The sequence below is a fragment of the Nonomuraea sp. NPDC050451 genome, assembly GCF_044458585.1.
In genome coordinates, this window is sequence record NZ_JBITHZ010000011.1 from 178,977 (window position 1) to 205,021 (window position 26,045).

The following is a 26,045-nucleotide window of genomic DNA, read 5'->3' on the forward strand; positions in this document are numbered from 1 at the left end:
CACCGGCCGGAGTACGGCGCGCGCAGCCGCGCCCCGGGCCGGTGCGGTGGGAGGGTCAGGGGTCGAGGTAGCGGAAGGCTTCGTGGGCGGAGGTGACGCTCCGCCGCAGCGCCTGCTCCAGCCGGTCCGCGTCCTGCGCCAGCCGTTCCAGCTCCGGCACCGCGAACCCGTCGGCCCCCGTCTCGGCCACCAGCTCCTCGTACTGGTGCAGCCGCCCCCGCAGCTCCTCGATCTGGTGGTGGGCCTGGTACGCGCGCTCGGCGTCCGCGACGTTGGACGCGTAACGTTCCAGCGCCTCGACGCGGGCCAGCACGGCCGCCTCGCTGCCGTCGAGGGCCCGCGCGAGGGGTTCGGCCACGGCCTCCACCTCAGGCGTGAGCCCCTTGGACACGGTCTCCCTGTGCTTGGTGCGCAGCGCGGACAGTTTGGCCAGCAGGCGGGCGATCTCCCACTCCTGGGCGGGCAGCATCACCGCGTTGCGCACGCCGTCGAGCAGGCCCTCGGCGTTGACCCGGGACTCGGTCACGACGGCGATGGCGCGCTGGGCGCGGGCGAGCAGGCGGGCGGAGGCCTCGTCGAGGTCGTCGGTGAGCACGTAGCGGCCCTCGTACCAGCGCAGCTGCTCGTAGACCTCCCGCTCGTACTCCTCCTCGTCGTCGTCCGGCAGGTCGTTGCGGACGAAGAGCACGATCATCAGGGGGATGCCTAAGAGGACGAGCATCAGCAGGCCGAGGCCCCGGCCGACCAGGCCGCTGCCGGCCATCACTCCGAAGAGCGCCACTGATCCGAACGCCGCGATTATCCGGTACTGCGCGCTCGATATGGCCCGCCTCGACTCCGGGACCCAGCCCTGGCGCATCTTGAGCAGCACCCGCCGGCTCTCCCTGAGCAACTGCGCGTCATCCGGCGGCACCTCGGGGTCTACCACCACATCCGCCACGAAATCGGATCCTAAGGGAAATCACCCCCTCAGGTGGCGAAAAGCTTCGTGCGCGGAGCTGACGCTGTCACGGAGCGCCTGTTCGAGGCGGTCGGCGTCATCGGACAACCGGCTCAGCTCCGGTACGGCCGATCCGTCGGCGCCCGACTCGGCGAGGAGCTCCTCGTAGCGGGGCAGCTTGGCGCTGAGGCGTTCGATCTGGTGCCGGGCGCGGTAGGCGCGCTCGGCGTCGGCGACGTGGCCGGCGTAACGTTCCAGCGCCTCGACGCGGGCGATCACGGCCTGCTGGCTGCTGTCGAGCGCCTGGGCGAGGGGTTCGGCGACGGCGGCCACCTCGGGGGTGAGCCCCTCGGAGACGACCTCCTCGTGCTCGGCCCGCAGTTCCGACAGCTTGGCGAGCAGCCGGGCGATCTCCCACTCCTGGGCGGGCAGCATGACGGCGTTGCGTACGTCGTCCAGGAGGCCCTCGGCGTTGACGCCGGAGCCCATGACCTGGTCGATGGCGGTCTGGGCGCGGATCATGAGGGCCCTGGCGGGCTCGTCGAGCTGTTCGCGCACGACGTAACGGCCCTCGTGCCTGCGGGCGCCGTCGTAGACGGCCAGTTCCAGCGCGTGCGCGCGCTCCACCTCGGCGTCGGGCCTGGGCCTGAGCAGGACGCTGACGACGAGCAGGGCGGCGCCGGTCATGATCACGGCGAAGGGGGTGTAGCGTTCGGCGACGAAGAGGGCCAGGCCGTAGACGGCCGCCACGGCGGCGGTCCCGGTGGCCGCCAGCCTGGTCACGATGCCGACCAGCGGGCGGTGGCGCTTGTGCGCGGGCACCCAGCCGGCGTGGATGCGTACGAGGAGTTTGCGGTTGTCACGTAAGAGGGCCGCGACGTCGTCGGCCACCGCCGGATCGACTATCACCTTCGCATGACGTCCGGGCACGTTTTTGATCCTATGTCCGCGGGTCAGCCTTCGAGATAGCGGAACGCCTCGTGAGCGGACCGGACGCTGCGCCGTAAGGTGCGTTCCAGCACGTCGGCGTCCTCGGCCAGGCGCTCGATCTCGGGCACGGCGAGCTTGTCCGCACCCGACTCCGCCAGCAGTTCCTCGTAGCGCGGCAGCCGGGCGCGCAGCTCCTCGATCTGGCCGCGGGCGTGGTAGGCGCGCTCGGCCTCGGCCACGTGGCCGGCGTAACGTTCCAGCGCCTCGACGCGGGCGACGACGGCGGCCTCGCTGTTGACCAGGGCCCGTTCGAGCGGCTCGATCACCGCGGCCACCTCGGGCGCGATGCCCCTGGCCAGCAGCTCCCGGTGTTCCAGGCGCAGCGCCGACAGCTTGGCGAGCAGCCGGGCGATCTCCCACTCCTGGGCGGGCAGCATCACGGCGTTGCGGGCGTCGTCGAGCAGTCCTTCGGCGTTGACGTGGGAGCGCAGCACCGACCCGATGGCCCGCTGCGCCCTGACCAGGACGGCCCTGGCCTCCTGGTCGAAGTCCTCGGTCAGCAGGTAGCGGCCGTCGTACCAGCGGGCCTGCTCGTACACGGCGCGCTCCTGCGGCCGGTCGTCCTCGGGCACCTCACTCATGGAGGCGATCTTGACGAGGACGATGAAGACGTACGTGCCGAGCAGCACGAACCCGGCCGGCGCGAACCGCGAGGCGAGCAGGACGGCCATGAGCGCGACCACGACGGGGGTCGCGGCCAGGAGCATGGCGCTGGACGGGCTCTTGCGGCGGGACGAGGCCGGCTCGGCGGGCGGCACCCATCCGGCCCTGACCCTGGACAGCAGCGGGGCGTTGGCACGCAGCAGTCCGGCTACTTCCGGAGGCACTCCGGGATCGACGACCACACCCACGCTCTGTCCTGGCACCCTGGCGCCCCCAACGCTCGTGATGTTCGGATATTACGTAACTTTCAGGCACAGAGCTAGCTGACCAGCCACAACGGACAAAAGACAGGAGAAAAGGTCATAACGCTCTGACCTGGAGGTCTGCTCTTCCGGGCGTGTGCCCTCACTGTGCCCTCCACCCCTCTCCCCACCCCTCAAGGGGGTGGAGGGCCGTTCTCTGGAAAGTGGGTCCCCATGAGTCCTCAAGCCTCTCTCATCATCCGTCTACACGAACAAGGACATGACCTTCAGGACCTGGTCAACCAGGCTGGACTCAGTCTCAGGGACGTACAGGACGTCAACGCCTACCTCGCGTTGACTAGGGCTAGACAGTCGCATACCCTCTTCCTAGCGCTAGTTAATGGTGAATGAGGAGTGAAGTGATGACTACGCCTACTGAGCAGACCCCCGCCCCCGGGGAGATCCTTAGCAAGCACCCGAACAAGACCGTTCGGGAAATGTGGGACGTCGTAACGAAGGAATCCGCTCCCCTTGAGGAGATCCAGGCACAGGTCAAGGCTGCTAGCCCTCCCCCGGTTGCTGAGCTGGATGAGGAGTTGGCGCGCTCGGAAGATCCCATGATTGTGGAGTACCGGGAAGCCATCAAGCGTGCTGAGGAGTCCTTGAAGGTCGCTCGCGAGGATGCTCACAGGCACCTTCTGAAGGGGTACAAGACCCTCTCTGAGGATGAACTGAAGGAACTCACAACCAAGTACGCCGCGCAGTACAACCGCGTTCGTAAGGCGGTTGGCATGCTGCGTGACTATGGCGAGATGATGAGCAACACCAACGGTGTTGTGGAGGCGGTAGACAAATACCGGATTCCCAACCTTCGCTCGGTTGCCGGCAACAAGGGCCGAACCTCAGTTGAGGGTGGCCCCCGTCCTAGCATCACAAGCTGCACCATTGTTCGTGCTGACGGAAAGTCTCGGACGGATAAGAAGATTTCCGTTCTCGCTGCGTGGTCCAAGCTGACGAGTGCTGACATCTACGCAGCTTGGTTCAAGGCTGCTGGTGTCACTCAGTGGCAGGACGTGACCGACACGCACGAGTTCAAGGTTGGTGACTGCACCGTCACTATCGTTCCCCGTGAGGCTGACTCGGAAGAGTAACTAGCCTCCCCCTAAGGCCCCTTTCCTTCACTGGAGAGGGGCCTTTTGTTTTGCCTAAAGGAGAGTGCCCCGTGAAGACTGTTGTGTGGATGTCCAGCACCTACCATTTCCCGACTGACGCCAATGACCGTGGGTTCTTCCCCGAGAAGGATGAGAAGGGCCGGCCTACGGGCAGGCTGCTGGACTCGGGTAATTGGAACCGCCGCAGGAACAAGCGTTACCAGGCTATCCGCAATGGGTTCATCACTCCGGAGGATTAGTATGGAATCTCTCCCGTTGGCTCTTACCGCATGCATCGAGACTGAGATCTTACAAGTTCTCGCTATCGCCATGGACGGAGAGATTCGAGTCGTGTTCCCCCGGGGCACAAGCTACGTGAAGGTGAAGCGCTTCGCTAGAAAGCACCGTGGCGAAATCCGCCTTCAAACCATCCGTGCGACGTATGAAGTCCTCCCCGACAATGAGCCATACGACACTTCACCGAAGGTTAGTTACTAGACCTGAGCAAGGAAATGGTGCTAGAGGAGATCTCTAGACAGAGTTGTTCGTGCTCTCATGAAACAAACCTTGCTCTCCTTACCCTGAAGATGCCGGGTAAGTCTCAATGGCGTTTGGCCACGCGCGATTGAGTGGCTACCGTAGCTTAATGGCAAAGCCTAGTGATGGGGGTTCGAATCCCCCCGGTAGTTCTCATCAAATCTCAACCAACCAAGAAAGGTATGTCCATGAATCCTGCCGTTAAGGAGCTGTGGCTTACAGCTCTGAGGTCTGAGAAGTACTCCCAGGGACGTTCAGCCCTAAAGATCACTAGTCCTGCCGGCGAAACTAAGCACTGCTGTCTGGGCGTTCTCTGTGAAATCGCGGTCGCAGTTGGTCTCGTCTCTGAGATAGAGAAGCGCAATCCGATGGCACTGGTGTGCACTTGCGACGCATGCAAGCCACCCAAAGAGTACTGGTCGGAATACAGCTACGGCACAGATGAGCGTGACATCATCTATCCGCCTAACAAGGTCCTTGAGTGGGCTGGAATGTCGTTCGAGAAAGCGCAGCGTCTCGCTCGAATGAACGATAACGGGAAGCCCTTCGCTCTCATCGCTGACGAGATTGAGGAGTCTTACTGACATGAATCCCTCAGTCAAAGCGCTCTGGCTTACCGCGCTCCGTTCAGGCAAGTACACGCAAGGAACGGGAGTCCTCAAGCGCACTACTAGTGATGGCACTGTCAGACACTGCTGTCTCGGAGTGCTCGGAGATATCGCGGTTGCAGTTGGTATCACTCGTGAGATTCCCGAACCTGCCGAAGTTCTCGGCCACGCAGTCTCACGGTATGAAGGGGAAGAGAACGAACGCTCTGTGGGATTCCTCCCCAACAAGGTTTGCCAATGGGCGGGTATCACTACGGAGGACCAATCCAGCCTGGCAGACGCGAACGATAGGGACATGCCGTTCAGCGACATAGCAGACCTGATTGAGCGAGCCCTGTAAGCAATAGGGTGGGACGTTAACTAGTGGAAGTTGGCTAATGGTTGCAGAGTGGGGGTACCACCTCTTGACCCACGTTATGATGCGCCAGCGTCCCACCCCCTAATGGTCGCGTCCGGATTCGTAATCCCGATGGCGGCAAGTCCTCTGGCAAGGGCGGTAAGTTCCTCTCCCTTGTGTGCCAGCACTTTGGAGGGGGCTTATTGCGCGCGTAGCCCAACGGAAGAGGCACCGGATTTAAGTCCCGGTCAGTGGGGGTTCGAATCCCCCCGCGCGCACTGTTCAACACATTGACTGAGAGGGGTGGAAGGCATGTGCGATTGGTGCGAACCAACAAGTAGAGGATACGTGGAATGGTGGGGAAGCCATGGCGCGTTCTACTACGAAGCACAACCAGACAAACATTTGACGGCAGTCCTTAAGAACTTCCTACGTGGACTCCCTTTGGATCTGAACATTCCCTACGTCTAAGGAGACTGTGTTAGCTCCACTCCCCCACCAGCTAGAGGGGGCAGACCATTTCGCCAAATCCCATAAGGGATTGCTCGCTGATGAGATGGGGCTAGGTAAGGGGGGAACGGCCTTCACGTGGCTTCAACGAGTGGGAGCTAAACGCACTCTCCTTACCGGCCCTTACGAGATCACGAGCAACCTACGCAATGAAGTACCTAAATGGATTGATGACCGACCTGTCATTGACCTCAGAGGGCATAAACGAGACGATCGCTCAACCGTCTTTGAACTGCTAAACCACTTTGACTCTTTTATTGCCCTATTGAACATTGAGGCATGGCGGGGCGACCAGTCTCTTATCACTAGACTCGTGCGCCTTCAGCTTGATTCCGTCGTCATCGACGAAGCACACCATGTGAACAATGGACGGACACTCAGCTATAAGGGATTACGCGAGATCGTCTATGCCTTCAACAAGTGTCCGTATTGCTCCCAGCTCATTGTGCCGACGTACACATGCCGGCGTACTCTTTGCACTCAGTATGACGAGAGGTTCCCACATCGTTGGTGTCTGAGATGCGGGAAAGTTGCCGCCAAAGTTTCCGTTCCTCGCTGTGAGGTATGTCTACACCAGCCGACACGAAGTGTTGAGAACTTCTTAGCCATCACAGGAACACCAGTCCTTAACCGGTGTGAAGAGTTCTTCTGGCTTGAGTCCTTGTGGAACCCCACATTGACGAGTAAGAAGCGCTACCTAGACGAGCATTGCCGAATTGACTTTCAAGGCCGGCATGTTTGGACCGATCGGGGACGTGCCAGATTAACCGAGCGAATCGCACCGCACTACTTGGCGCGCAAGCGAGAAGATGCTGGTATTGAACTTCCCCCTCAAACCGTTCAGGTTCGGGAGTACGAGTTTGACAAGGCGAACTACCCCGAACAGTGGAAGGCATACGAACGCGTACAAAAGCAGTTCAAGCTTGACCTTGAATCCGAAACGGTCGGCATCACTGAGGTAGTGGTCCAACTCCTACGCCTACGGCAAATGCTCGTCTGGCCGGCAGGCATTGAAGGTGTCAACGTCCGGAAATCCTTCAAGCTAGATCTCGTCACTGACCTAACTCGGGAGTTCCTTGAGGCTGGACAGAGGATCGTTGTCTTCAGCCACTTCAGAGAGCCCCTGAGAGAGCTTGAGAGACGTCTAGGCGCACAGTCCGTTGTCTACGACGGGGACACGCCTAAGAAGCTCAGGGAGGCTATCAGGGCCGACTTTGAGGATGCCTCCCACCCCCCGCGATGGAATGCAGCCCTGTGCAACTACCGGTCTGCTGGTGAAGGACTGAACCTCGTTGGTGCCACACAGGCAATCGTCCTAGATAAGGACTGGTCCCCTGGGCGCAATGACCAGGCATGGAAGCGCCTTGACCGTATCGGCCAGAAGCAAGCTACTGGTATCCACGTTCCCACCATTCTTGGCACGGTTGACGTGTGGATGGACAAGCTTAACGACTTCAAGGCCGGCATTGACTCAGAAAGCCTGAGAGCAAGCATCCTAGAAGCAATGGAGGTTGCGTGAAATGTCCAACTGCTGATCACATATTAGCGTTTGCCATTGTGGGTGTTCCTGCGTTTGCTTTCCTGTGCGTAGCGACGATCATCATCATTGACATGGTTAAGAGCAAACAATGAGTGAAATTGACTGGAACAACCTAAGCGATGAAGAGATAGGCGCCATCATCAAACACGCCGTTGAAGTGGAACACCCTGGTAGTGGTTGCCCCTGTAGCACCTGCATGGAGCTGTTCCCCTGATGCCCATTCGTCTACAGGTCACCATTGACGAGTACGAGTGTGATGGCTGCCACGGTTTCCAGTATGGGCAAATCGGAGAGGGGGTGGAGGGCATCGTAGGGTCGTTCTTCGTGCATAACAGTGCAGGTGGAATGTCTTATGACTACTTCGCTTGTTCCCCAGAGTGCCACGTGAAAGCAATCAAGAACGCTATTAACCCATGGGGAAACACGTATGGCTAAGCAGGAACAGAGACAGAAACCCAAGACACCTAAGTCCAAAGATCCCTTGGACTTACGCACACCTACCGGAAAGAAGCTTCCCTATTGAGCAGAGGTCTTGTCGTTTTCATCGTCATCGTGATTGCTGTAGTTGTCTGGCGTGACCCTCAACTACTAGAACAGCTACTCCAGTCGCTAGACAAGTTGCTCACCCCTACTCCACGGTGATTGGAAACTAATGCGGAAACGACACGCACGATGCATTCACGTGCAACACAAAAAGTCCACGCTGCCCTATCGCCTACACGGGGGTAGCGAGACAGTACAGACAGCTATCGTGTTGGGCTTTAACAGTCTGTTCCATCGTTATGAGATGTGCGACGAAGGGTTTGTCGCCACTAATCCAACAAGGAAAACTCGCAAGGTTAGACCAACAGTAGAGGACTAAGCACATGACAGAAACAGAAGTCACCTATCCCACGCTGACTGATGGTGATGTGACTGTCTGGTTTGAGGACATCGGACCCTCAAGAGCCGATGAGCTTCTCAAGACGTACAAGGTGGATTATCGCAAGTTCCGTCCGTCCTACGCCGAAGGTTTGGCAAGGGACATGGAGAATGGCAATTGGAACTTTGACGGAAGTCCAATCCGTATCGACATAGAGGAAAACCTCTTTGATGGACAGCACAGGCTTAATGCTGTCAGGAAAAGCAAGACCACACAGCGTTTCTGTGTTATTGCCGGCCTTCCTGTCAAGGCGTATGACACTACGGATTCAGGTCTAGCGCGGACCTACGCAGACAGCCTGAGGAGACGCGGTTACAACAACGTGTCCATGCGTACTGCACTCATCAAACTCATTGACCGATGGAACAACGGTCTGAGTCTGGGAGACACTAAGAGACGCACTCCCCCTGAGCTTGATGCGGTTCACAACAAGAACATGGATAGTATCAATTGGGCTATCTCTAACACCGTGTCTACTTCATACAAGGTGGACATGCCCCCTGCAATGGTGGCGTTCGCCTGGTGGAGTCTCGGACAGCTTGACACCACCGACTGTAAGACATTCATGGTGGGAGTCGCAGAGGGAGAGAACCTTCGCAAGGGTCAGCCCATCTACACTCTCAGGGAACGACTCCGGAACGATGCAGAGGAACGTTACACGCGCAACGAGTACGCGCATCTGACGTTCCAGGCGTGGAACGCCTTCCGTGACTCCAAGGAACTTACCCGTCTTCAGTTCCCGTCTGGCCTGGTCTCCCGTGACAACATGGCGGTTCCGAGATGAGTCTTCCTCAGAGAATCGACAAGTGTCCGAGACTCCCCGAATGCACTGCACAAGTGATTTTCAAAGACTCAGACGGGAATCTCTACCGCTACGACAAGAAAGCCAACGAGTTCGTTCCACACGTTTGCACGACTAAGGGAGCTTCCAAGCTTCCAAGTGTTGCCTACGCTGCCGAATGGTACAACTTGCAAACACGTCGAACTCGCTTCCTTGGTCCCGAGCGCATGCGCCGTTCGGTCGAAAAGCCACCAACCGACGAACGCTTTCGCAGACGTGGGGCTGAAGCTAATAGTGTTTGGCAACACAAGCAAACCTACATTGCGCACTTGGACTGGAAACCTGCATCAGTAGAGGACTAGTCCCAACGGTGGGAATCCTAGGGCATGTCCCGAACACTCCGGTAATGGGCCTAGGTGAGTTGGTAGTGAGGGTGGGTTAGGCCAACAACGTTCCTTAACTTCACTTCATCGGATGGGATCTCCCCATGACTACAGCAACGCTTGAGGTTCAAATAGCCGAGTCCACCTCAGAGGGGGTGGAAGGCATGGAATGTAACCTCTGTAAGCGTTCAACCCCCCGGGAAGATGTCTTCCCTCTCGGTACGCAGGATCCTCTAAACAAGGTGACTGCCGTCATCATCACGTGTCGTGCATGCTTCGTGGGCGCCTTGTCTCTCGACTTACGCCGTGCAATCTATGCCTTGTGGGATGTCTAGGTGGCAACGAAGAAACAGTTAGACCGACTTCAGCGCCTTCACGAGAAGAACGCTAAGTCACAGGCCAGACGCAAAGCTGCGGAGACTTCCCAGGGTCTTACGGGAACACGAAGCGACTCCGAGTTCGCCCAGGAGTGGCTGTTAAGGGACTCTCGTGGGAACAAGGCCAAAGTCAAGGCTGAAGAGGATAGGGCCGTTCGCTCCGCTGGTGGCACGTCTCGGCTACGCCGGCTCTTTGGTTCATGACGGAATGGTGGCACAGGCGCCAACACAAGCGCCTGTGCAATCAAACTCTGTACGGCTGGTGTCCGGACCGTAAGAGCATGTGGCACCTATGCCGGATCACCGCTAATCATCGGTCCCGAGATCACGAATGTTGTGGTTGCTCGTTGGAATGGAAGTATGCTAAGCGCCGTTGAATTCCTTGCGGAACCTCGCTATAAGTCCCTGCTCATAGAGGCTCAAGAGGATGTCTGGCATTGCAAGATGACGACGGATGCCGGCGATACGTTCGTAGGGTACGGAGAAAACGGGTACCAAGCGTTCTTAGCCATGCTTCACCGTTATCGAGATACAGACCCCGATACGGGACCTATTACACTGACCATCAATGCCGAACGTGGGCATCACCGGAAGCCCTAATGTGCTCATTTCCAATTCCGAATATGACACCTACCTGAAGTGTCAGCGCTTGCACTACTACCAGTACGCTTTAGGGCTCTACCCTCGCACTCTCTCAAGAGCCAATCATATTGGCCTACTTGGTCACCATGTTCTAGAGCACTACTACCGAGCGATGATGAACGGCGCCGGACGTGATGACGCGTTTCAAGCCGGCATGGATCAGATCATCTTGTCGTATGACCACGAGGATATTGACATTGTCCGTGTCGTCAGCAATCGGTTCATGCTGTATCACGAGAGGTACCAGAAGGATTCCTTCCGTGTTATGGGGGTGGAAGGCGTCTTCTCGGTTCCGTTGGACAATGGCACGACGTACCCCCTAACGGTAGACCTCCTAGTGGAGTACACCTCTGGTCCGTGGGCTGGTCAGTACGTGGCTATCGATCACAAGTTCCGCTACGACTTCTTCACGCCTGATGAACTGTCCATGCATATCCAGACCTACAAATACATCTGGGCACTGAGGAAACTTGGCTACCCCATCAAGCGGAGCATCCTAAATCAGTTGCGTTACCGAGATGGCGTCAAGGATCCCGACAAGCTTCTAAAGCGGGAGATCCTAGAGCCGACTGAAACTCAGCTTGAGAGCATCATGTCTGAGCACATGGCAGTCAGCAGTGAGATTGAGACTGCGAAACAGCAACCTGTCTCGTGGTACGGCAAGCATGCTCACAGGCGCCTCAATATGCGTGACTGCGGTCACTGCTATTTCCGCATCCCTTGCCGGCAGGAACTCCTAGGCAAGGATGCGTCTGCCACGTTGGCCAACAACTATGCCCCAGAGGATCCCTCTACCTTCTATCGGCCTTATGGATACTGAAGACCTCAACGTCAAATCTCAAGATTTGGCGAACACAGAGGGGTCATTGAGAATAGACGCCGGCGACACGCACACACGCATTCGCTTACTGGAACTTACACTCGCTGACTCCGTTAATCTCACTTGCCGAATTTCCCAAGAACTGATTAGGCAGATAGACAACGCACAGTCAATGCAAAGCATGTTGGACAAGTTGAACTATACCGTCACCTGTCTTGAAGAGAAGTTAGAACACTACCGACTGTACGGCTTTTCTAGATCTGCGGAAGACGAATGAAACTTAAATACTTCCTTTGGGCTGCCTACGCTGCATGGCTCACTGGTGTTTACATGATAGCTGGATTGGGGTGGGCCATGCTGAACCTTGGCTTAATCCTGTTTCTCAGCGTTTGGGCTGCAAACTTTGTCGCTACTGCTAAGGAAAGGGCAAAGAAGAATGACAACTCTTGAACTTGTTGCCACGCTCGTTGGTCGGGCACAGAGGGCAGACGCCAGGTCTGTAGATCCCTTGCTCCCCAAAGATCAGCGCGACTTTCACGCGGGTAGGCGTGAGGCTTATCTACAGTGCGTTGCCCTGCTGGCAGACTCCAAGGTTAAGAACATCCGTGAAGGCGTCTTAGGGTCCACACGATGACGTGTGCCAAGCTCTCATACGAGAGTCCACTTTCCAAGCTGGAACTAGAGCCACGCCTTAACACCGTTCTCCAGATAGCGCACCTGAAGACGATCGGTGACCTGACCAAGCTCTGTCACTGTGGAGTTCTTGACATCTCTGGTGTGGGGTGGAAGGCGTTAACCACCATTAGTGACGCACTTCAGGATGCTGGATTCCGACTCAACAGCAAGTGCCAGAACAAGACCTATGATGAGTGACAACCTCACTGAGCTGTTGGCGTTCGTCGCGTTCCTAGTGTTTATAGGCTTCCTCGCTTGGATGTCAGAAGTCTATGGCTGATCTAGACGACTTCATCCGTGATGCCTCCCACCCCCGTAATCGCCGGCATCGTGCCCTGTACTACGGATCCCCCGGTACCGGAAAGACAGTCCTAGCCGTACGCATCGCCCTAGAGCTTGGGGAGCGCTGTCTCTATGTCCCCACTGAGCCTGGAGACGAGACGCTAGAAGACTGGCCAGAGCTGTTGGAGCGAACCACCGTCATGGACTACGGCGGTATCAGCATGCTCGGGGAGCTAGCGAGCGCGTACAGGGAAGGCCGTTTCGCGGACCACCCGACACTCATCATCGACACGGTAGACGAACTTACCGAGATCATGCTTGATGACCTGGTGGCCGGCTACAAACCGTCTAAGGACACGCGACCAGTAGCCGAACCTAAGCCGGGTACCCGTTTGCGAAAGCTGGAAGTAGCGGGTACAGATGATTACCGGTTCCTCCGAGATGGTCTGAGACCCGCTATCCGGGAACTGTGCCGTCTCCCCGTTAATCTCATCTTCACGGCACACGTGCGTGAGCCTACGTGGGCTGACGAAAACAAGAAAAAGACTCTCGGTACTCCCCTACCGGCCTTACGCGCGGACCTCCCCACACAGACGTACAGACTCGTTTCCAAGTACGTCGGAATCATGGGGCACATGACCAGGAAGGGAGACAAGCGCACTATTTCGTTCCGTACCGACTCGACCAAGGAAGAGGTTAAGAGTCGGATCCGTCAACTAGACGGACAAGTCATAGACGCTGATGAGTTACCAAGCATCATTAGAACATGGAGTAAGGTTGGCGACTGATTCGCTTGAAGAGTTCCTAGCCGGCATCGATGAAGAGGGCACCCACGAGTGCATTGTTGATAACGTCCAACTCGTCACGTCTTCTAAGGATGGTCGGGTTTGGTGTGTCTTCAAGTACGTCGTAGATGACGAGAACTCGGACATCAACGGTGAAGAAATCTCCGAGATGTACCAGGACTTCTCTCACCTTAAGAAGGATGACCTCAAGGACTTCACGGCTTCGGAGCGTACGGCCATGCGTCGCGCGGTTCGTCGCAAGCAAGAGCGCCTTGAGTCCCTTAACGTCTCGGAGGACAAGCTTAATAACTTTAACGATTGGGATTCTCTCGCCGGCTTGCGAGTGAGTGTCACGGTTGAAGTCTCGTCTTCCACTAAGGATGACGAGAACGGCAGGCCCGTGAAGACGAAGTACGTCAACGTTCGTTCGGTGACACTGCTTTAAAGCACGTGGGAAACCAGCTTGGGCAGCATAGGGGCTGGTGAGTGTGATAACGGGGTTAAGGCACACAACATCCTAGTGTCCCCGGAATGGGGACGGTTCCGACACCCCGAATGACGGTAAGGAACCATCGTCCATGGGAGCTGTTCCGGGGGCACTAGCGTTCTATTCCCGAGTGAAAGGTAATCATGCGTAAGGCACTCTCAGGTATCATGCTCGCCGTTCTGTCGTTAGCCTTCATTGTGCTGACGACTGGTTCCGGTCATGCTGCCGTTGCTGACGTGTCCAACCTGTCTCTTGGTCGTACGGGGTACAACACCCCCGGGGCTGACACCTACTGGACTCGCAATGACGAGTACCAGGACGTGACCAACACTGGCGCCACCGCTGTTGACGTGAACGGGCTGGTGTTCGTGGACTCGTGGGGGAAGGCCAACAACGAGGATGGTGTTGGCTGCAACGCGTACAAGGTGACGTCTGTCCCTGGTGGAGCTGGTAGCGCTGACGGCACCGGTACGGGCACCTTCCTGCCGGCTGGTCACACGCTCCGCATCTACGTGGGCGCCGGTACCCCCGCGTTCGACGGTAGCAAGAGGCACTACGTCTACATGAACTCCAACAAGGTGTGTGGCTACAACGGCCACGTGTTCAACAACTTCCCACGTGAGACTCTGTGGATTGGTCTCGGGGGGTCTTGGAAGTCTAAGACGTACGACTTCAGTGGCGGTTACTACGCCTAGTCTGTAACACGAAAGGGACCCCTCCACATGGAGAGGTCCCTTTTTTCATGTGAGGGCATATGGAAATCAAGCAAGTCACGGTAATTACTGACCGGGGCGATTGCTTTGTAACCGTTGGCGACTCTCCTAGGTATCTGTCTGTCTGCTTCTCTCACGATCTAGTCAAGCATGCTGACATGGAGCTTCTCTCAAAAGTTATTGCTAAAGCGCTCAAGATGGTTGTTGACGAGTGACCGTTGTCCTAGGGATTGACACTGAAAGCAACGGCAGAGACTACCGACATGACCCCCTAGCCAAGACCACTGGTGTATCCATTGCGACCAGCGTCAACAATGGCGATTATTTCCCCTTCCAACACGAGATGGGTTTCAACCATGTCTGGCCTACGTTCTATGGTGTCCGTGAGTACCTGAAGGACTGGATAGAGCGTCCCGACGTCGTGTTAGTCATGCACAACGCTAAGCACGACATTCTGGCACTGGAGAACCTAGGCATCAATGTTCGGGACAAGCTCTACTACTGCACCATGCTGGAAACGCACTTCGTCAACGAGAACCTTCCTAACAAGGGACTCGATTACGTCTCCAAGTGGCTAGGGGGAACTCCTAAGGTCAAGTCTGACCTCATGGCTAAGTTCATCAAGTGGGGAGGGTGGGAGGCAATCCCGAGCGACGTTATTTGGGAATACGCCGAACACGACGCATGCTTAGCCTATTACATCCATGACAAGATGTATCCCCGCTTCAAGGCTGAAGGCTATGACGGGGAACTGTGGGAGCGCGAACGGAAGTTCACCGATCTCATTATGCGCATGGAACGTCTAGGCGTCCCCATCGACCAGGACCTATGCGAGCAAGAGATTGCCTACGGCACAGAGCGCATGGAGACGATTCTTAGGGAACTGAAACACAACCCCATGTCGGGGGCAGACCTTAAGAAACTCCTCATTGACGAGATGGGCATCCCATCCCAGAAAGACACCCCTACTGGCCGGCCTTCATTCGACAAAGAAGCAATGGGACTCTATGAAACAATCCTTGAACAACGAAACGACAGAACAGCGCAAGCCATCCTTGAATACAGAGGATGGCAAAAGACCCTTAGTAGCAACTACCGTTCTTACCTTGAGCTTCAATCCGGCAACGGGACTCTACACCCTTCATTCAAGCTTCACGGAACACGTTCCGGACGTCTCTCCTGTGAAAAGCCAAATCTCCAGCAAATCCCTAGATCTAGTCCGAAGCGCTGGAATGGTTCTCTTAAGAGAGCTTTTCGAGCTAGACCAGGATACCGACTCTTTGAAGCTGACTATTCAAACCTTGAGCTGAGACTAGCTGCCGTCTACTCCAAGGAACCCAACTTAGTTGGTCCCCTGCAACAGGGATACAAACCGTTCGACTCCATGGCGGAACTGTTGCATGGAGTCGAGTACACCGACCAACAGCGCCAGGACGTCAAAGTCCAGACGTATATGACGCTCTATGGTAGCGGCATCAAGCGACTCAAGGACGTCTTTGGACTGGAACACGAGGAAGCTAAGAAGCGTCGTTCTGATTGGTTCGGCGCCTATCCCGAGATCCTAAAGGCTAGCCAGAAAGCCGCTAGGCTTGCGGAGCGTAGGGGTTACGTCGCAATGTGGACTGGCCGGCGACGTCACCTCACGCAAAAGGAAGGCTACAAAGCCTTCAATTCCCTGTTGCAGGGTGGAGCAGCAGAGCTAGTGAAGTCTGTGATGCTCGCACTTGATGAAGTAATTGATTGGGTTGAGTGCCGAATGCTGCTACAGGTTCACGACTCAGTTGTCTTTGAAATCGCCATAGGCACAGAGGACAAGTGGCTTCCCTTAATCAGGGAAACCATGGAGCGAGTATCAGCCTTCCACCCCCAATTCGGCACTGTGCCGTTCCCTGTTGATATTAAGGAGTTCGGAGGATGAACGTAGGCATCTTTGCTAGAACACCGGATCCTATTATTTTCGGACCTGACACGTTCATTAGCCCGAATCCACTGATGCTAGACGCATTCAGTGAGTGGAGGCGCCCCTTTCTGTATCTTGCTCCCTATCGGCGTAGCGACTACCCGGATTACCCATGGTCGGACGCATGAAGTACTGCCTACCCTGGAAACACAAGTGGGTTGCGACGGGATCCGTCGGAAACGTCATCTTCATCAAGTGCGTGATTTGCGACAAGGAATCCATCAGGTTTGCTAAGTGACGTTCCTTGTCTTAGACCCTGGCGAGACTACCGGCCTAGCCGAGTTCGATGATGCCGGCAGCGTGTTCAAGGTTACGCAGATCTCGGGGGTTACCTCGTGCGGTATGACCCTTGAGGAGACCTTACACGGGGGTGGAGTGCGTCGTATCCTGTACGAGACGTTTAAGGTGTTCGGCAATGTCAACCTCACAGGTAGCGATGTGCCGGCAGCAAAGGTGATCGGCATCATTGAATACCTGGCACTGAAGTACAACGTTCCTTGTGAAGGCATTGACCCTAAGTACAAAAGGATCGGCTACGCCTGGAGTGGGAAGCGTCCCCCGTCCAATCACAGCAAGTCCCATGGTCCCGACGCTGAAGCATTAGGGGAGTACTGGTTACGCAAGAACGGAGTGAAAGACATTAATGCTTGAAGGACTGTTCATAGACAACAAAGGTCCGTATGCATACGAGATGCGAGACGAGACGTCACATATAGAGGGGTATTCCCTTTCGAGTCCGCAACCCGATCCCGCATGGTCTCATGTTGATACACAGGGGCACTTTCATGCGTTCAACTTGGAGAATGGCGGATTAGCGCTTCCCACCCTCATATACAACGAGTATGGCGTACCTCACTGTGCTATCTGCAACGAGTTTGTAGAGCCGCACTTCTTAGCAGGGGGCATCACACACGAGTCCATCCCAGGACCTAAGAGGGTATCCATCACTGTTCCGCGTTACAACAGGGACGTGAATCACGGGGACCGCGTGAGCTTCTACACGCGTGAGATGTTCGGCATTGCTAAGGTGACTGGCTTTCACTTCATAGGCACGTTTGACGGCAAGAGCGTCTGTCTAGACCTGGCCTGTGAGTTCATAGTGAAGAGGAACAATGATCTGTGACGGATGCAAAGACCGCACCCACGAGAAGTGCAAGGGTGGAACGCATTGCTGCTGTCAGCACAGAACCTATGGAGTGGCGCCAACTAGCCCTATGCCGGAAGAGGGGAACAGAGAACTTCTGGCTTCCGGGGAGACCGACACCTGAGCAGTACCAGGAAGTCATCGACAAGTGGTGTGCCCCTTGTCCTGTGCGTGGTGAGTGCCTACTGGCCTGCATACAGCAGGAGATAGCCCTCAAGTACACGTCACAGGGCATTCAAGGGGGCGCCACCCGAGCGCAGAGAGCCACCCTGAGACGGAAGATCAGAGAGAGCAAGCTCTGTGTGGTTGAAGGCGTAATGCGATGGCTTCATGGCCTACCTATCTCTCGCCCTCCAGCTCCACAGTCACGCCGCTACACAGTCACGCTCTCTCACCCCACTACCGGCCTTGTGGTCTACAGGCACACTGCTGCTACCCCCAAGGGTGGGCACCTGATCCTGGTGAGGGAGCAGAAGCGGCAAGGGTCAGAGCTGGTCGGCACTGTGAGGGACACTGCCGGCAGGGTCATTGAGGTTCTGCCTCCCATGCGGAAGGGTCAGAGACGAAGCTACCCATCCCCCGGACAGTGAAGATCATGCCGCGTTCCCTCAGGATGGCGGTTGCCTTCCTGGCAGTGTCCCGTGCAACCCCGAACTCCTGAACTAGGCGTACCTCAAAGATGGGGTGTTTGGGCGGATATGTACCGTTACGTATCCGCCTTTCTATCTCTGCGGCAATCTGTTCACTTTTAGGCGATGTAGGGTCGAACTCCCAAGCGTCCGTCACGCGGACAACGCTAGGAAGCCCCTGATCAGGGTCCACACTGGCCTATGCCCACCCTTGAGAGTAGGCAAGGGTAGACATGTGTAGGGAAGCTCTCTAGTATTGGCACTGGTTCGGCAACCCGACTCTAGGGAGAGTCCAAGTTGACCAGCAAACAGACATGCACATGCCGGTATTGCCGAGACGAAATCGTGCAACGGTGGGTCGGCTCAGATGCGGCGGTTCGCTGGTTTGTTATTCACCCTCAGGAGGGCGTTGCACTGACGATCGAATGCAAAGGACGTCCTTTGGCTGGTTTCAGTTCCGGCGCATTCGATTATCACGAGCCACAATAGGCGTCACCCTCGCATGCAGGTGGAGATTCGGCCCGTGTATGTGAGGGTGGCATCCAAACAACTAAATAGGGACCCCCGGTAAAGCCTTCCTATCCGTAGGCTTGAACACGCCCGTCCGGGGGTCCCACCCAATGACTTCAACAGGCGCATCACCCCTGTTGAGGCGGGTATAGCTGACCTTCCTAGGAGGGGTAAGGGAAGCATAACCCGTGACACAAAGAAACCCCCGTGTCATCTCCCATCAGACAACCCCTTTTTAGGGGTGGGAGATGACACGGGGGCTTTCTGTTGTTATGCCCTTGTTTGGAGGTATTGCGCACTCCATCGGGGCTTTGCTATCCCTGACAGCACTTCATCCCCACACCCTTGGGTTCCACACCCACAGTCAGGCGCCATCCCTACCCCTCCTCAGTAGTCGAGTGGTCACCTTCAGTATGAGAGGCTAGCTTTAGTTGTCAAGGTAGGAGTACGGTAACCGACATGAGAGAACTACCAGAGAAGATCCCCGCATCGGCACTCAAGATAGGAGACGAGATCGAACTGTACAAAGAAGATCCTGTAGAACCCCTCCTACGCATGCCTAACCATCCTGCCGTCTGGTGGACCATCATCGGGCTATCACACGCAACGGACATGATAGAAGAACACGTAGGCAATATTCACGTTCGGCAACCCACGATAATAGCGGAACTCATTCGAGACGTAACCCCAGAAGAACTAGAACTAGATGCGGAACGGTTCCGCCTACTCCTTATCACGATGGGACTTGACGAAAGATCCGAATCATTTCGCATCACCAGGCGAGCCCGTTTCTTCGCACACCACACGCTGAAAGTGCGCAGAGAGGAGGGGAAACAACAAGTAGCCTAGGAACGACATGCACACACAACCCAAAATGCCCCCGTATCCATGTGGTTACGGGGGCATTTCCATGTCTGCTACTCCTCAGGCGCGTCACCGTTCCGTACCAGCCACACCAGCACGGCACCCACTAGGGCTATGACGACTGACACCCACTCACTAGAGATAGGCAGAGTCAGCGACCCATCACTTAGAGCAGAGTGGATGGCTGTAACTACCACTACGCCAACTGCAACCAATGCCTTACGGTAGTCCTTCATGGGATCCTCACTAATTCTAGCTGTATGGCCCTGAGATGCACACAGAGCGCCTAGACGCCTTCCCGGGGGCATCACCCCAGGGCACACGAGTTAGGCGCTTAGCGTGGGCTACAGAGCTTCCGCTTTGTCCGTATTGTCTGAATCAACGCCAGTAGAGGACCTTGACGCCACAACTCGTGATCTCGGCTGACGTATCGCCGAATTGGATCACTTCAGCCCTGAGCTTGTTTCCTTCATCCACTGTTCCAACGGCACTGTGATGCACGTAGGTCAAGCCCTGGCTAGCCGTCCATTCCTCAATGTCGTAGCGCTTGACTGTCTTGCCGTCCTTGTCCACCTCGTACAGACGGACCTGGCCTTCCACCCCCCGCATGAGCCCAGAGAGGGTGGCACTAAGAGTCAGGTTGAAGCGACACTTCCCAGACAGGAAGGACGGGTAGCGACCCTTCGCATGCTGGTCATCAGGGTCTGCGTACTCGACATCGAACGCGAGGGTTGTCCAGTCGCCGGCAGTCAGCTCTAAGGGCTGGTCCTTGTCGAGTCCAAGACTGAGATAGCTAGGCATGTCGTCGTCATCCTCCGATCGGGGTTCCAGGGCGCCACTCGTCACGAGGCGGTAGAGAGGGTCACCAGGACAGTCAGTCGAGTAGCCGTCTCTGTGCCCTCTGATCTCGGTACCCGCGTGACCGCGTTCCCGGATATGCGCAATGGCATCTCGGAGACCTTCCACCATGGCGTTGGGAGGTTCGACTAGGCCGGCATTGCCGACCAGGGCTAAGACTGCGTAGTGGCCAGAGTTCAGACCAGCCCCATTAGCGGCAGGTAGGTGGCCTATCCCCCGTCCTTCAAAGACCTTCCCGTGAGCACAGACTAGGAAGCTGTATCCGACATCTATCCAGCCGTTCCCGCCCATGTGGGCAGTCTGGATAGAGCGAACTCGACTCACACACAGCTCATGGTCTTGCAGCATGCCTGTGTTCTCACGGCTACCGGTGTAATGAACCTTCACGCCACGGGGGGTGGAAGGCATCGCAGAATAGCTACCAGTGGGCTGTCTGGCCTTCCATTCGCTACGCCTGACTAAATCCATGGACTACTCCCTAGGCGTACTACAGATGCGGCAATGACTACGTTCGGGCGCATTGGTGGCGCCACAGGCGCACGTCCAATGCCACTCCCAACTACGGCATATCTTTCCAAGTATGCGTTTCAAGATGTCTATCCAGTCGCTCACTGATGAGATTGACCTTTAGTTCAATGCGGTTGACCTGGTCCTTCATGGAGCCACCCCCGTTAGGAGATACCTCGTTGTGAACCTTGTCGAGTGGAGCTGTAACGCGAGTGGCTATTAGCCTCTCAGTCCAGCGCTTCCATGGGTTCAGTACGGCAAACCGGAACACAACGGCAATCGCGGCAAGAGCAGCAGCAACAGCGCCAAGGTAGATGACTACGTCACCGAAGTCTTTCACGCTAATCATGGCGTCTTATTGATCCACTCAATTGAGAAGCTAGTAGAGTTGCTAATCAGCTCTGTACCTGCACCGCTGATAACAACAGTGACAACAAGGTAATCACCAACGGCCATAGGAAATATACCCGATAGGGAAACTTGGGTGTTGTTGCCGGTACCAAGAGATAGGCAACCGCTACCAGTGCTCCAAACTAGGGAGCCACCCGAGTTTATATGACCAATACGAACTAATCTTGCTTCACCTGTAGTGAATGCATCTACCCACTCAATAGCAGCGATAGCACTGTACCATCCTGCCGTCTGAGCCGTATAGCGGGTTGTGTTGGTTACCGTGCTATGGCCGTTATCTCTATCGATATCTTCAGCGGACCATGGGATGTCTTGGCTGGAAAGGTTAACACCAGCACTAAGCTTCAACTTGCATAGCGGCTTAGTTGCCAGCAGGAAATTCAAACCATCTCTGAGATCGGTATTCAACTTCGCTGCCGTAAGCAGTTCTCCCACGGTCCATGTGCGGGGATTAGGTAAAACTGCCATTTATGCCACCCCCCTTAGCATCGTCTCATCAGACGTACACAGTTCTGAGAGTTCCAGAGCTTTAGGCACACATTGAACGCACGGCCAGTACTGAAGCATTTGCGGAAGAGTCTCTAGATTCGTCGTCAAGTTCTTGCGGTTCCTAGGCCACACAAGAGCGCACGACAAACCGAACCCTCCCCCGATGCACTCCGTACACCAGTACTCTTGCGCATTCTCAGGGAGATTAAGAGCCGCGCCACATCCCCAGGGGCAATCCGCAATCCAGCGGCCTTCATCCACACGGGCTAGAGTCTTCACGCTTGGATTGTAGGCAGTTGGCCTGAATAAACCACGCGGATAGTGATGATCTATGAAGTCCCAATACCCTTGCCAATCAACGATACGAGTAGGGCTAGGGAAGATGTCGCCGGCAAAGAGCAACTTAGATCGAAACATGGTCAGTAACCCAAACCGATTTGAGAGTCCAACAATCCGAGAATGGGACTGTCGAGAACAAAGAAATTCCCGTACTTAGTAGCCGACTGAAGAACCCAAGTGGTCTGCCACGTAGAAGGCGTAATCTTATGAGAGATACCTCTAATGAAGACGTCACGCGTAATAGGGGTTCCGCCACCAGGGGGACGACGAAGAATACGGATCCGGTCCCCGATTTCACGTCCCAAGACTTGAGCCATCAGCGTGGCAGGATCACTCAATGGATTAATCTTAATCGCATCAAACCGGAGTTCCGGCTCCTTTGATGTAAAGAGGATCCATTGTGCGTAAGCTAGAGTCTCAGCGTCGTTCTCAAGTAGCAAGTCTGTACGGTTGAAGGTGCGAGTCAAGTACTTGCTAATACTAGTCGCATCTGATGCTACTTGCTGAGTCCCACCAGTCCTAGCTATCTGAGCCCTATTGGCCAACGTCTCATGGTCGTAGCTAAGGGTAAGACCGTTATTGGAGTACTGGAGTTCCCCAACACCATCCCCGAAAGTAGCCTGAACGGAGTTCGACCTAGACTCCAAGAGCATTGCGTGACGGTTTCGGAAGGTCATGTTTCCGTCACCGTCAACATAAAACTCGCCTAGTTCGGAGTCAGCCACGAGGAAGCATTCCGTCAGAGCGGAGCCGGCTAGGGTAGTCGCCTGCATAGTGCTGTTGCCCGTGGCAATGTCCCTGTCTGCTGCCGGCCAACCAGCAGAGTCTAGGATTCGGGTGATCCTTGCTCCGCTGTTCTCACTGGCGCCTACCGGTGCAACGGCAAGCCTCTCGTTAGCCTCTAAGACCTTAAAGCCATCTGTGAAGGGAACTTCCGCCTGAGACCAATTGGGGCCGTTCCAATCCAAGTTCCAACTGTCCGCGTAGGCACGCATGATGCCATACGTGATGGCGTTGTACGTTCCTCTGATGCGTACCTGGCGCATCGGAAGGACTAGGGTCTCTCCCGCTGAGACGTACGGGCCTGAGAGGTTCGTAGGGTCATACTGACGGTTGTTATTGCTTAGGACGATGGAGCCGTTCCCCGCGTTGTACCGGAGGGCAGCGGGGTTCACCACACGGTTCGCACCGCGACGCGTCTCAATGCTCTTAACGTCTGCTGTTACGTTGGTCCATGTCGGTGGATTGAACATCACTTCCACCGACACGATAGGACCGATGATTTCAGGAGTCGTAGGCATCTAGTTTGCCCGCCAGGAACGACCAGACTTAGTTTCGTACGCCTGAACTGCTTCTACGATTTCAGCGCCAACAGCAGCTAAGTTTGCGGTAGGCGACACGGTGGTGTTGATTTGGTAGATAACCGTCGTTCCCATGCCTCCCACCCCCCGTCCACTGTTAATAGCCTCTAGCAATGGCAGATTGCGCCTAGTCGCAGCAGCATTGACGACGTACTCACCCCGACTGATACGGGCTGGAATGCTGTCTGTACGAGAGCCACCAGGGCCGCGAACAGGACCACCAGACGCGTAACCGAAATAGCCACCGTCTTTAGCCTGGCCTTCCTGCTTCTGAATGAGGTACACAGGAATCTGGCGCCCACTGTTCAGGGTGATGAACTCGTCAACCGAGCGTTGTGCATCCCCGGTATTCGCATAGATAGCAGTCTTTATTTCCTTGGGGATTTCAAGATAGCGCTGCGTTAGCTCCCGCGCCTTTTTCTCGCTAAGTCCCATCTCGCGAAACACATCAAGCATGTTCTGCCGAAGATGCTGATACGTAAGACCGAGATCTAAGGCCGTAGAGCCTTCCTTCGCCTTAGCCTCAATCAACCGTTGCGACGCGGTAGCCAGGTCAAGAACGGACCGCATATTAGTACGGCCGGCTTCCGTGTTGAGGTCAAGACCCTCTTTGTTCTGGCGAACAAGGTCTATAGTCTTCTGGAATTTGTCAATGACGGCAAGCTGAGCAGAGTCCACATTGATGTGTGCGCCACTTAAAGCGTCAAGAGATTGGGACAATGCATCAGCATCAACGGTCAAGTCACGCATGACGATCTGGTTGTCTTTTAGGCTATTAGCAGCATCGATCGCACTCTGTGTCAGCGTTCGCCACTTCAGCCCTGAGTTATCAAGGTCTGGTTGCCATCCAATGAGCTGGTTACCTACACCATTAATGCCTATTTCTAGTAGGCCCATCTCACGGTCCCACTCGTCAGCAATCGTGCCAATAAAGCTTGCTGTTCCACTGACAAAGCTTGAGAGACCTACTAAGAGGCTAGTGAAATCGTCAGCGTGCTTTGTGGCTGTATCACCTAGTGTTGCAATTGCATCAGCGAAGTTTCCGAAAATGGTTGGCGCTTCTAAGCCAATAGACGTGAGAAGCGCCGAGAAACCTTGCTGTAGGGGCTGGATGGCGGGGATCAGTTTCTGAAACCCTTGACCCATGTTCAGAATGAACTGGTCAACCGTAGGCGCCAGATTGGAGAACGCAGTCTCTAATTCAGGTCGGAACCGTCCAAAAACAGACTGCCAAACCCCAGGAATCCGCAATAAGGACTGCTCAATAGGTCCTGCGATCTCAGATAGATCTGACTTTATGCCTTCCCAAAGTTGCTTGAACTCGCCACGCACAAGCATACTTTGAGAGGCGGCTATGATCCCTATTCCGAGTAACGCCCCACCCAAGCCTAGGGTTATCGTACCCGCAATAAGAGACGACGCTGGACCTAGCGCCAGGATTCCAGCGAGCACCAAGCCCATGGTGCTTACACCAGAACCAGCTAATGAGTTCAGAGTATCAAAGAGCCCTTGAAAGCCCTTCGTCGCATCTTCAACCGTCTTTTTGCGACGGTCCCTGTCTTTCTTATCGTTCTCTTCTAACTGCTTATCAAGCTTGTCGGCTCTATCCGAGACGTTGTCGTACGCCCGATTTAGGTCTGAGGGGTCGCCAGTAATATCTACATTGACATTACGGTTAGCGTTTCCCGCCACTGTGCCCCCTCACAAATATGGCTCTCATCCACCCCCTTGCCTTATCTGGGATGGTCTTATTCGTCTTCTCAAGCTCACGACACCCGATGCACTCATGCTTTTTGGGAACGTAGGGTCGCTTCCCGCCTTCCCACTCTTCGTTCCTAGTCCCACACGAGGGACACGTCTGACGCCGGCGAATCTCCCAAGCAATCGCCTTTTGGCGATCCCCTTCGTCCCACTTGAGGAATTCTGTATGCGCGATGCGGTAGACCTCTGCACACAGATACATCTCTATTTCAACGAGGGGGTCATCAAATCTTTTGGGGTGGAGGGCTCAATATTCCTCATGTTGGCGTCTAGAGCCGTGTTGTGAAGCAAGACATGCTCTTTGTGGGAACACTCGTCAAAGAATGCCTTCCACTCCGCATCCGTGAGAGTGTCATAGGCTGGTTCAATCAGGCACTCTTTGAAGACAGCAGGGGGAAAGGTATCCTCGTTGTACGCGATGTCGTCACTGTTCGGACGTGGGGGATGCACGTCAAGCAACTTCTCAAAGGCATCAGGCTTCATTGCTCGGAACACGAACGTCTGAAAGTACGGCTCTTGTACCTTGGCGAGATCTTCCAAAAGTTGCCTGCCGGCAATCTTCATGGGTTCCGGCATTTCGTCACCGGCTTTATAGTCCTTGAACAGTTCGACCAGCGCCAGGAACGATGTCTCGTACGCCTTAGAGTGTTCGTCCGGATCCCCAACGAAGATTCGGCATCTCGTGGTAGGACGCTTCTTAGCCTTCAGCTTGTCTTGCATTTTGAGGGGATGAGTACTCAACTCGAATGCCATCCGTTCTTGAGGGCAACCTCTGTAATGACGTCCAACATGCGGTCACCGATTTCGGGCAAGTCTTCAACCGCTGTCGGGTACATGAAGGGACGTGCAGGCGCGCTAACCCACGTCCACAGTTCCCTTGCCTGAGA

At 55.8% G+C, this 26,045-nt stretch carries 24 protein-coding genes and 2 tRNA genes; 16 read left to right on the plus strand and 10 right to left on the minus strand.

The annotated features are described in order from the left end of the window. Positions 1-55: 55 nt before the first annotated feature. From ACIBI9_RS31190 to ACIBI9_RS31200, 3 genes are read right to left on the minus strand one after another with little or no spacing between them, the layout of a single operon-like run. Positions 56-940, minus strand: a complete 885-nt coding sequence (locus tag ACIBI9_RS31190) for a hypothetical protein (RefSeq protein ID WP_397227021.1) — start codon at positions 938-940, stop codon at positions 56-58. A 21-nt stretch (positions 941-961) separates the two neighbouring features. Then, on the minus strand, positions 962-1,870 hold the full coding sequence (locus ACIBI9_RS31195; RefSeq protein ID WP_397227023.1) for a hypothetical protein: 909 nt from the start codon (positions 1,868-1,870) through the stop codon (positions 962-964). A gap of 23 nt (positions 1,871-1,893) precedes the next feature. Next, positions 1,894-2,781, minus strand: a complete 888-nt coding sequence (locus tag ACIBI9_RS31200) for a hypothetical protein (RefSeq protein WP_397227025.1) — start codon at positions 2,779-2,781, stop codon at positions 1,894-1,896. Between the two features lie 416 nt (positions 2,782-3,197). On the opposite strand from ACIBI9_RS31200, the gene ACIBI9_RS31205 reads away from it, so the two are divergent. The 15 genes from ACIBI9_RS31205 (at position 3,198) to ACIBI9_RS31275 (ending at position 18,019) form a co-directional block, all read left to right on the plus strand. Then, positions 3,198-3,926: a hypothetical protein gene (locus ACIBI9_RS31205; RefSeq protein WP_397227027.1), complete on the plus strand. Its 729-nt coding sequence runs from the start codon at positions 3,198-3,200 to the stop codon at positions 3,924-3,926. 71 nt (positions 3,927-3,997) lie between these two features. Further along, complete coding sequence (locus ACIBI9_RS31210; RefSeq protein ID WP_397227029.1) at positions 3,998-4,186, plus strand: hypothetical protein; 189 nt, start codon at positions 3,998-4,000, stop codon at positions 4,184-4,186. Positions 4,187-4,558: 372 nt separating this feature from the next. Then, positions 4,559-4,615, plus strand: a tRNA-OTHER gene (locus ACIBI9_RS31215). Positions 4,616-4,651: 36 nt separating this feature from the next. Beyond that, complete coding sequence (locus tag ACIBI9_RS31220) at positions 4,652-5,047, plus strand: hypothetical protein (protein ID WP_397227031.1); 396 nt, start codon at positions 4,652-4,654, stop codon at positions 5,045-5,047. Positions 5,048-5,613: 566 nt separating this feature from the next. Next, a tRNA-Leu gene (locus ACIBI9_RS31225) sits at positions 5,614-5,686 on the plus strand. Positions 5,687-5,886: 200 nt separating this feature from the next. Next, positions 5,887-7,437: a DEAD/DEAH box helicase gene (locus tag ACIBI9_RS31230; protein ID WP_397227033.1), complete on the plus strand. Its 1,551-nt coding sequence runs from the start codon at positions 5,887-5,889 to the stop codon at positions 7,435-7,437. An 887-nt stretch (positions 7,438-8,324) separates the two neighbouring features. Beyond that, on the plus strand, positions 8,325-9,164 hold the full coding sequence (locus ACIBI9_RS31235) for a hypothetical protein (protein ID WP_397227035.1): 840 nt from the start codon (positions 8,325-8,327) through the stop codon (positions 9,162-9,164). Between the two features lie 1,325 nt (positions 9,165-10,489). Then, a complete protein-coding gene (locus tag ACIBI9_RS31240) occupies positions 10,490-11,383 on the plus strand; it encodes a PD-(D/E)XK nuclease family protein (RefSeq protein WP_397227037.1) in 894 nt (297 codons plus the stop codon). A gap of 947 nt (positions 11,384-12,330) precedes the next feature. Then, a complete protein-coding gene (locus ACIBI9_RS31245; protein ID WP_397227039.1) occupies positions 12,331-13,128 on the plus strand; it encodes an AAA family ATPase in 798 nt (265 codons plus the stop codon). Further along, positions 13,118-13,570, plus strand: coding sequence for a hypothetical protein (locus ACIBI9_RS31250; RefSeq protein ID WP_397227041.1), 453 nt, complete (start codon positions 13,118-13,120; stop codon positions 13,568-13,570). The genes ACIBI9_RS31245 and ACIBI9_RS31250 overlap by 11 nt, the downstream gene beginning before the upstream one ends. 185 nt (positions 13,571-13,755) lie before the next feature. Then, on the plus strand, positions 13,756-14,307 hold the full coding sequence (locus ACIBI9_RS31255; RefSeq protein WP_397227043.1) for a hypothetical protein: 552 nt from the start codon (positions 13,756-13,758) through the stop codon (positions 14,305-14,307). Between the two features lie 229 nt (positions 14,308-14,536). Then, the gene (locus ACIBI9_RS31260; protein WP_397227044.1) at positions 14,537-16,243 is read left to right on the plus strand and encodes a DNA polymerase; all 1,707 of its coding nucleotides are present in this window, start codon (positions 14,537-14,539) and stop codon (positions 16,241-16,243) included. 276 nt (positions 16,244-16,519) lie between these two features. Continuing rightward, positions 16,520-16,936, plus strand: a complete 417-nt coding sequence (locus ACIBI9_RS31265; RefSeq protein WP_397227046.1) for a hypothetical protein — start codon at positions 16,520-16,522, stop codon at positions 16,934-16,936. After that, positions 16,929-17,408: a hypothetical protein gene (locus ACIBI9_RS31270; protein WP_397227048.1), complete on the plus strand. Its 480-nt coding sequence runs from the start codon at positions 16,929-16,931 to the stop codon at positions 17,406-17,408. The genes ACIBI9_RS31265 and ACIBI9_RS31270 overlap by 8 nt, the downstream gene beginning before the upstream one ends. A 68-nt stretch (positions 17,409-17,476) precedes the next feature. Continuing rightward, positions 17,477-18,019, plus strand: coding sequence for a WhiB family transcriptional regulator (locus tag ACIBI9_RS31275; RefSeq protein ID WP_397227323.1), 543 nt, complete (start codon positions 17,477-17,479; stop codon positions 18,017-18,019). Here the strand turns inward: ACIBI9_RS31275 and ACIBI9_RS31280 are convergent. After that, entirely contained in the window at positions 17,955-18,251 is a 297-nt protein-coding gene (locus ACIBI9_RS31280) for a GntR family transcriptional regulator (RefSeq protein WP_397227050.1), read from the minus strand. The two genes, ACIBI9_RS31275 and ACIBI9_RS31280, sit on opposite strands and share 65 nt — an antisense overlap. A gap of 776 nt (positions 18,252-19,027) precedes the next feature. Here ACIBI9_RS31280 and ACIBI9_RS31285 point away from each other — a divergent pair. Continuing rightward, a complete protein-coding gene (locus ACIBI9_RS31285; RefSeq protein ID WP_397227053.1) occupies positions 19,028-19,417 on the plus strand; it encodes a hypothetical protein in 390 nt (129 codons plus the stop codon). Positions 19,418-19,810: 393 nt separating this feature from the next. On the opposite strand, the gene ACIBI9_RS31290 is transcribed toward ACIBI9_RS31285, so the two are convergent. The 6 genes from ACIBI9_RS31290 to ACIBI9_RS31315 form a co-directional block, all read right to left on the minus strand. Then, positions 19,811-20,758 (minus strand): peptidoglycan recognition family protein, encoded by a 948-nt coding sequence (locus ACIBI9_RS31290; RefSeq protein WP_397227054.1) that lies wholly within the window; start codon positions 20,756-20,758, stop codon positions 19,811-19,813. 91 nt (positions 20,759-20,849) lie between these two features. Continuing rightward, on the minus strand, positions 20,850-21,137 hold the full coding sequence (locus tag ACIBI9_RS31295; RefSeq protein ID WP_397227055.1) for a hypothetical protein: 288 nt from the start codon (positions 21,135-21,137) through the stop codon (positions 20,850-20,852). A gap of 5 nt (positions 21,138-21,142) precedes the next feature. Continuing rightward, the gene (locus ACIBI9_RS31300; protein ID WP_397227056.1) at positions 21,143-21,676 is read right to left on the minus strand and encodes a hypothetical protein; all 534 of its coding nucleotides are present in this window, start codon (positions 21,674-21,676) and stop codon (positions 21,143-21,145) included. A gap of 440 nt (positions 21,677-22,116) precedes the next feature. Continuing rightward, the gene (locus ACIBI9_RS31305) at positions 22,117-23,298 is read right to left on the minus strand and encodes a hypothetical protein (RefSeq protein ID WP_397227058.1); all 1,182 of its coding nucleotides are present in this window, start codon (positions 23,296-23,298) and stop codon (positions 22,117-22,119) included. 39 nt (positions 23,299-23,337) lie between these two features. After that, positions 23,338-25,089, minus strand: a complete 1,752-nt coding sequence (locus tag ACIBI9_RS31310; protein WP_397227060.1) for a hypothetical protein — start codon at positions 25,087-25,089, stop codon at positions 23,338-23,340. A 273-nt stretch (positions 25,090-25,362) separates the two neighbouring features. Continuing rightward, positions 25,363-25,878 (minus strand): hypothetical protein, encoded by a 516-nt coding sequence (locus tag ACIBI9_RS31315; protein ID WP_397227062.1) that lies wholly within the window; start codon positions 25,876-25,878, stop codon positions 25,363-25,365. Positions 25,879-26,045: the final 167 nt, after the last annotated feature.

Excerpts from the sequence above, each read along its gene's own strand:
- ACIBI9_RS31315 (WP_397227062.1), bottom strand. The coding sequence starts at position 25,878 with ATGCAAGACAAGCTGAAGGCTAAGAAGCGTCCTACCACGAGATGCCGA.
- ACIBI9_RS31245 (WP_397227039.1), top strand. The coding sequence starts at position 12,331 with ATGGCTGATCTAGACGACTTCATCCGTGATGCCTCCCACCCCCGTAAT.
- ACIBI9_RS31205 (WP_397227027.1), top strand. The coding sequence starts at position 3,198 with ATGACTACGCCTACTGAGCAGACCCCCGCCCCCGGGGAGATCCTTAGC.
- ACIBI9_RS31270 (WP_397227048.1), top strand. The coding sequence starts at position 16,929 with ATGCTTGAAGGACTGTTCATAGACAACAAAGGTCCGTATGCATACGAG.
- ACIBI9_RS31255 (WP_397227043.1), top strand. The coding sequence starts at position 13,756 with ATGCGTAAGGCACTCTCAGGTATCATGCTCGCCGTTCTGTCGTTAGCC.
- ACIBI9_RS31240 (WP_397227037.1), top strand. The coding sequence starts at position 10,490 with ATGCCGAACGTGGGCATCACCGGAAGCCCTAATGTGCTCATTTCCAAT.
- ACIBI9_RS31300 (WP_397227056.1), bottom strand. The coding sequence starts at position 21,676 with ATGGCAGTTTTACCTAATCCCCGCACATGGACCGTGGGAGAACTGCTT.
- ACIBI9_RS31290 (WP_397227054.1), bottom strand. The coding sequence starts at position 20,758 with ATGGATTTAGTCAGGCGTAGCGAATGGAAGGCCAGACAGCCCACTGGT.
- ACIBI9_RS31275 (WP_397227323.1), top strand. The coding sequence starts at position 17,477 with ATGGAGTGGCGCCAACTAGCCCTATGCCGGAAGAGGGGAACAGAGAAC.
- ACIBI9_RS31235 (WP_397227035.1), top strand. The coding sequence starts at position 8,325 with ATGACAGAAACAGAAGTCACCTATCCCACGCTGACTGATGGTGATGTG.
- ACIBI9_RS31220 (WP_397227031.1), top strand. The coding sequence starts at position 4,652 with ATGAATCCTGCCGTTAAGGAGCTGTGGCTTACAGCTCTGAGGTCTGAG.
- ACIBI9_RS31285 (WP_397227053.1), top strand. The coding sequence starts at position 19,028 with ATGAGAGAACTACCAGAGAAGATCCCCGCATCGGCACTCAAGATAGGA.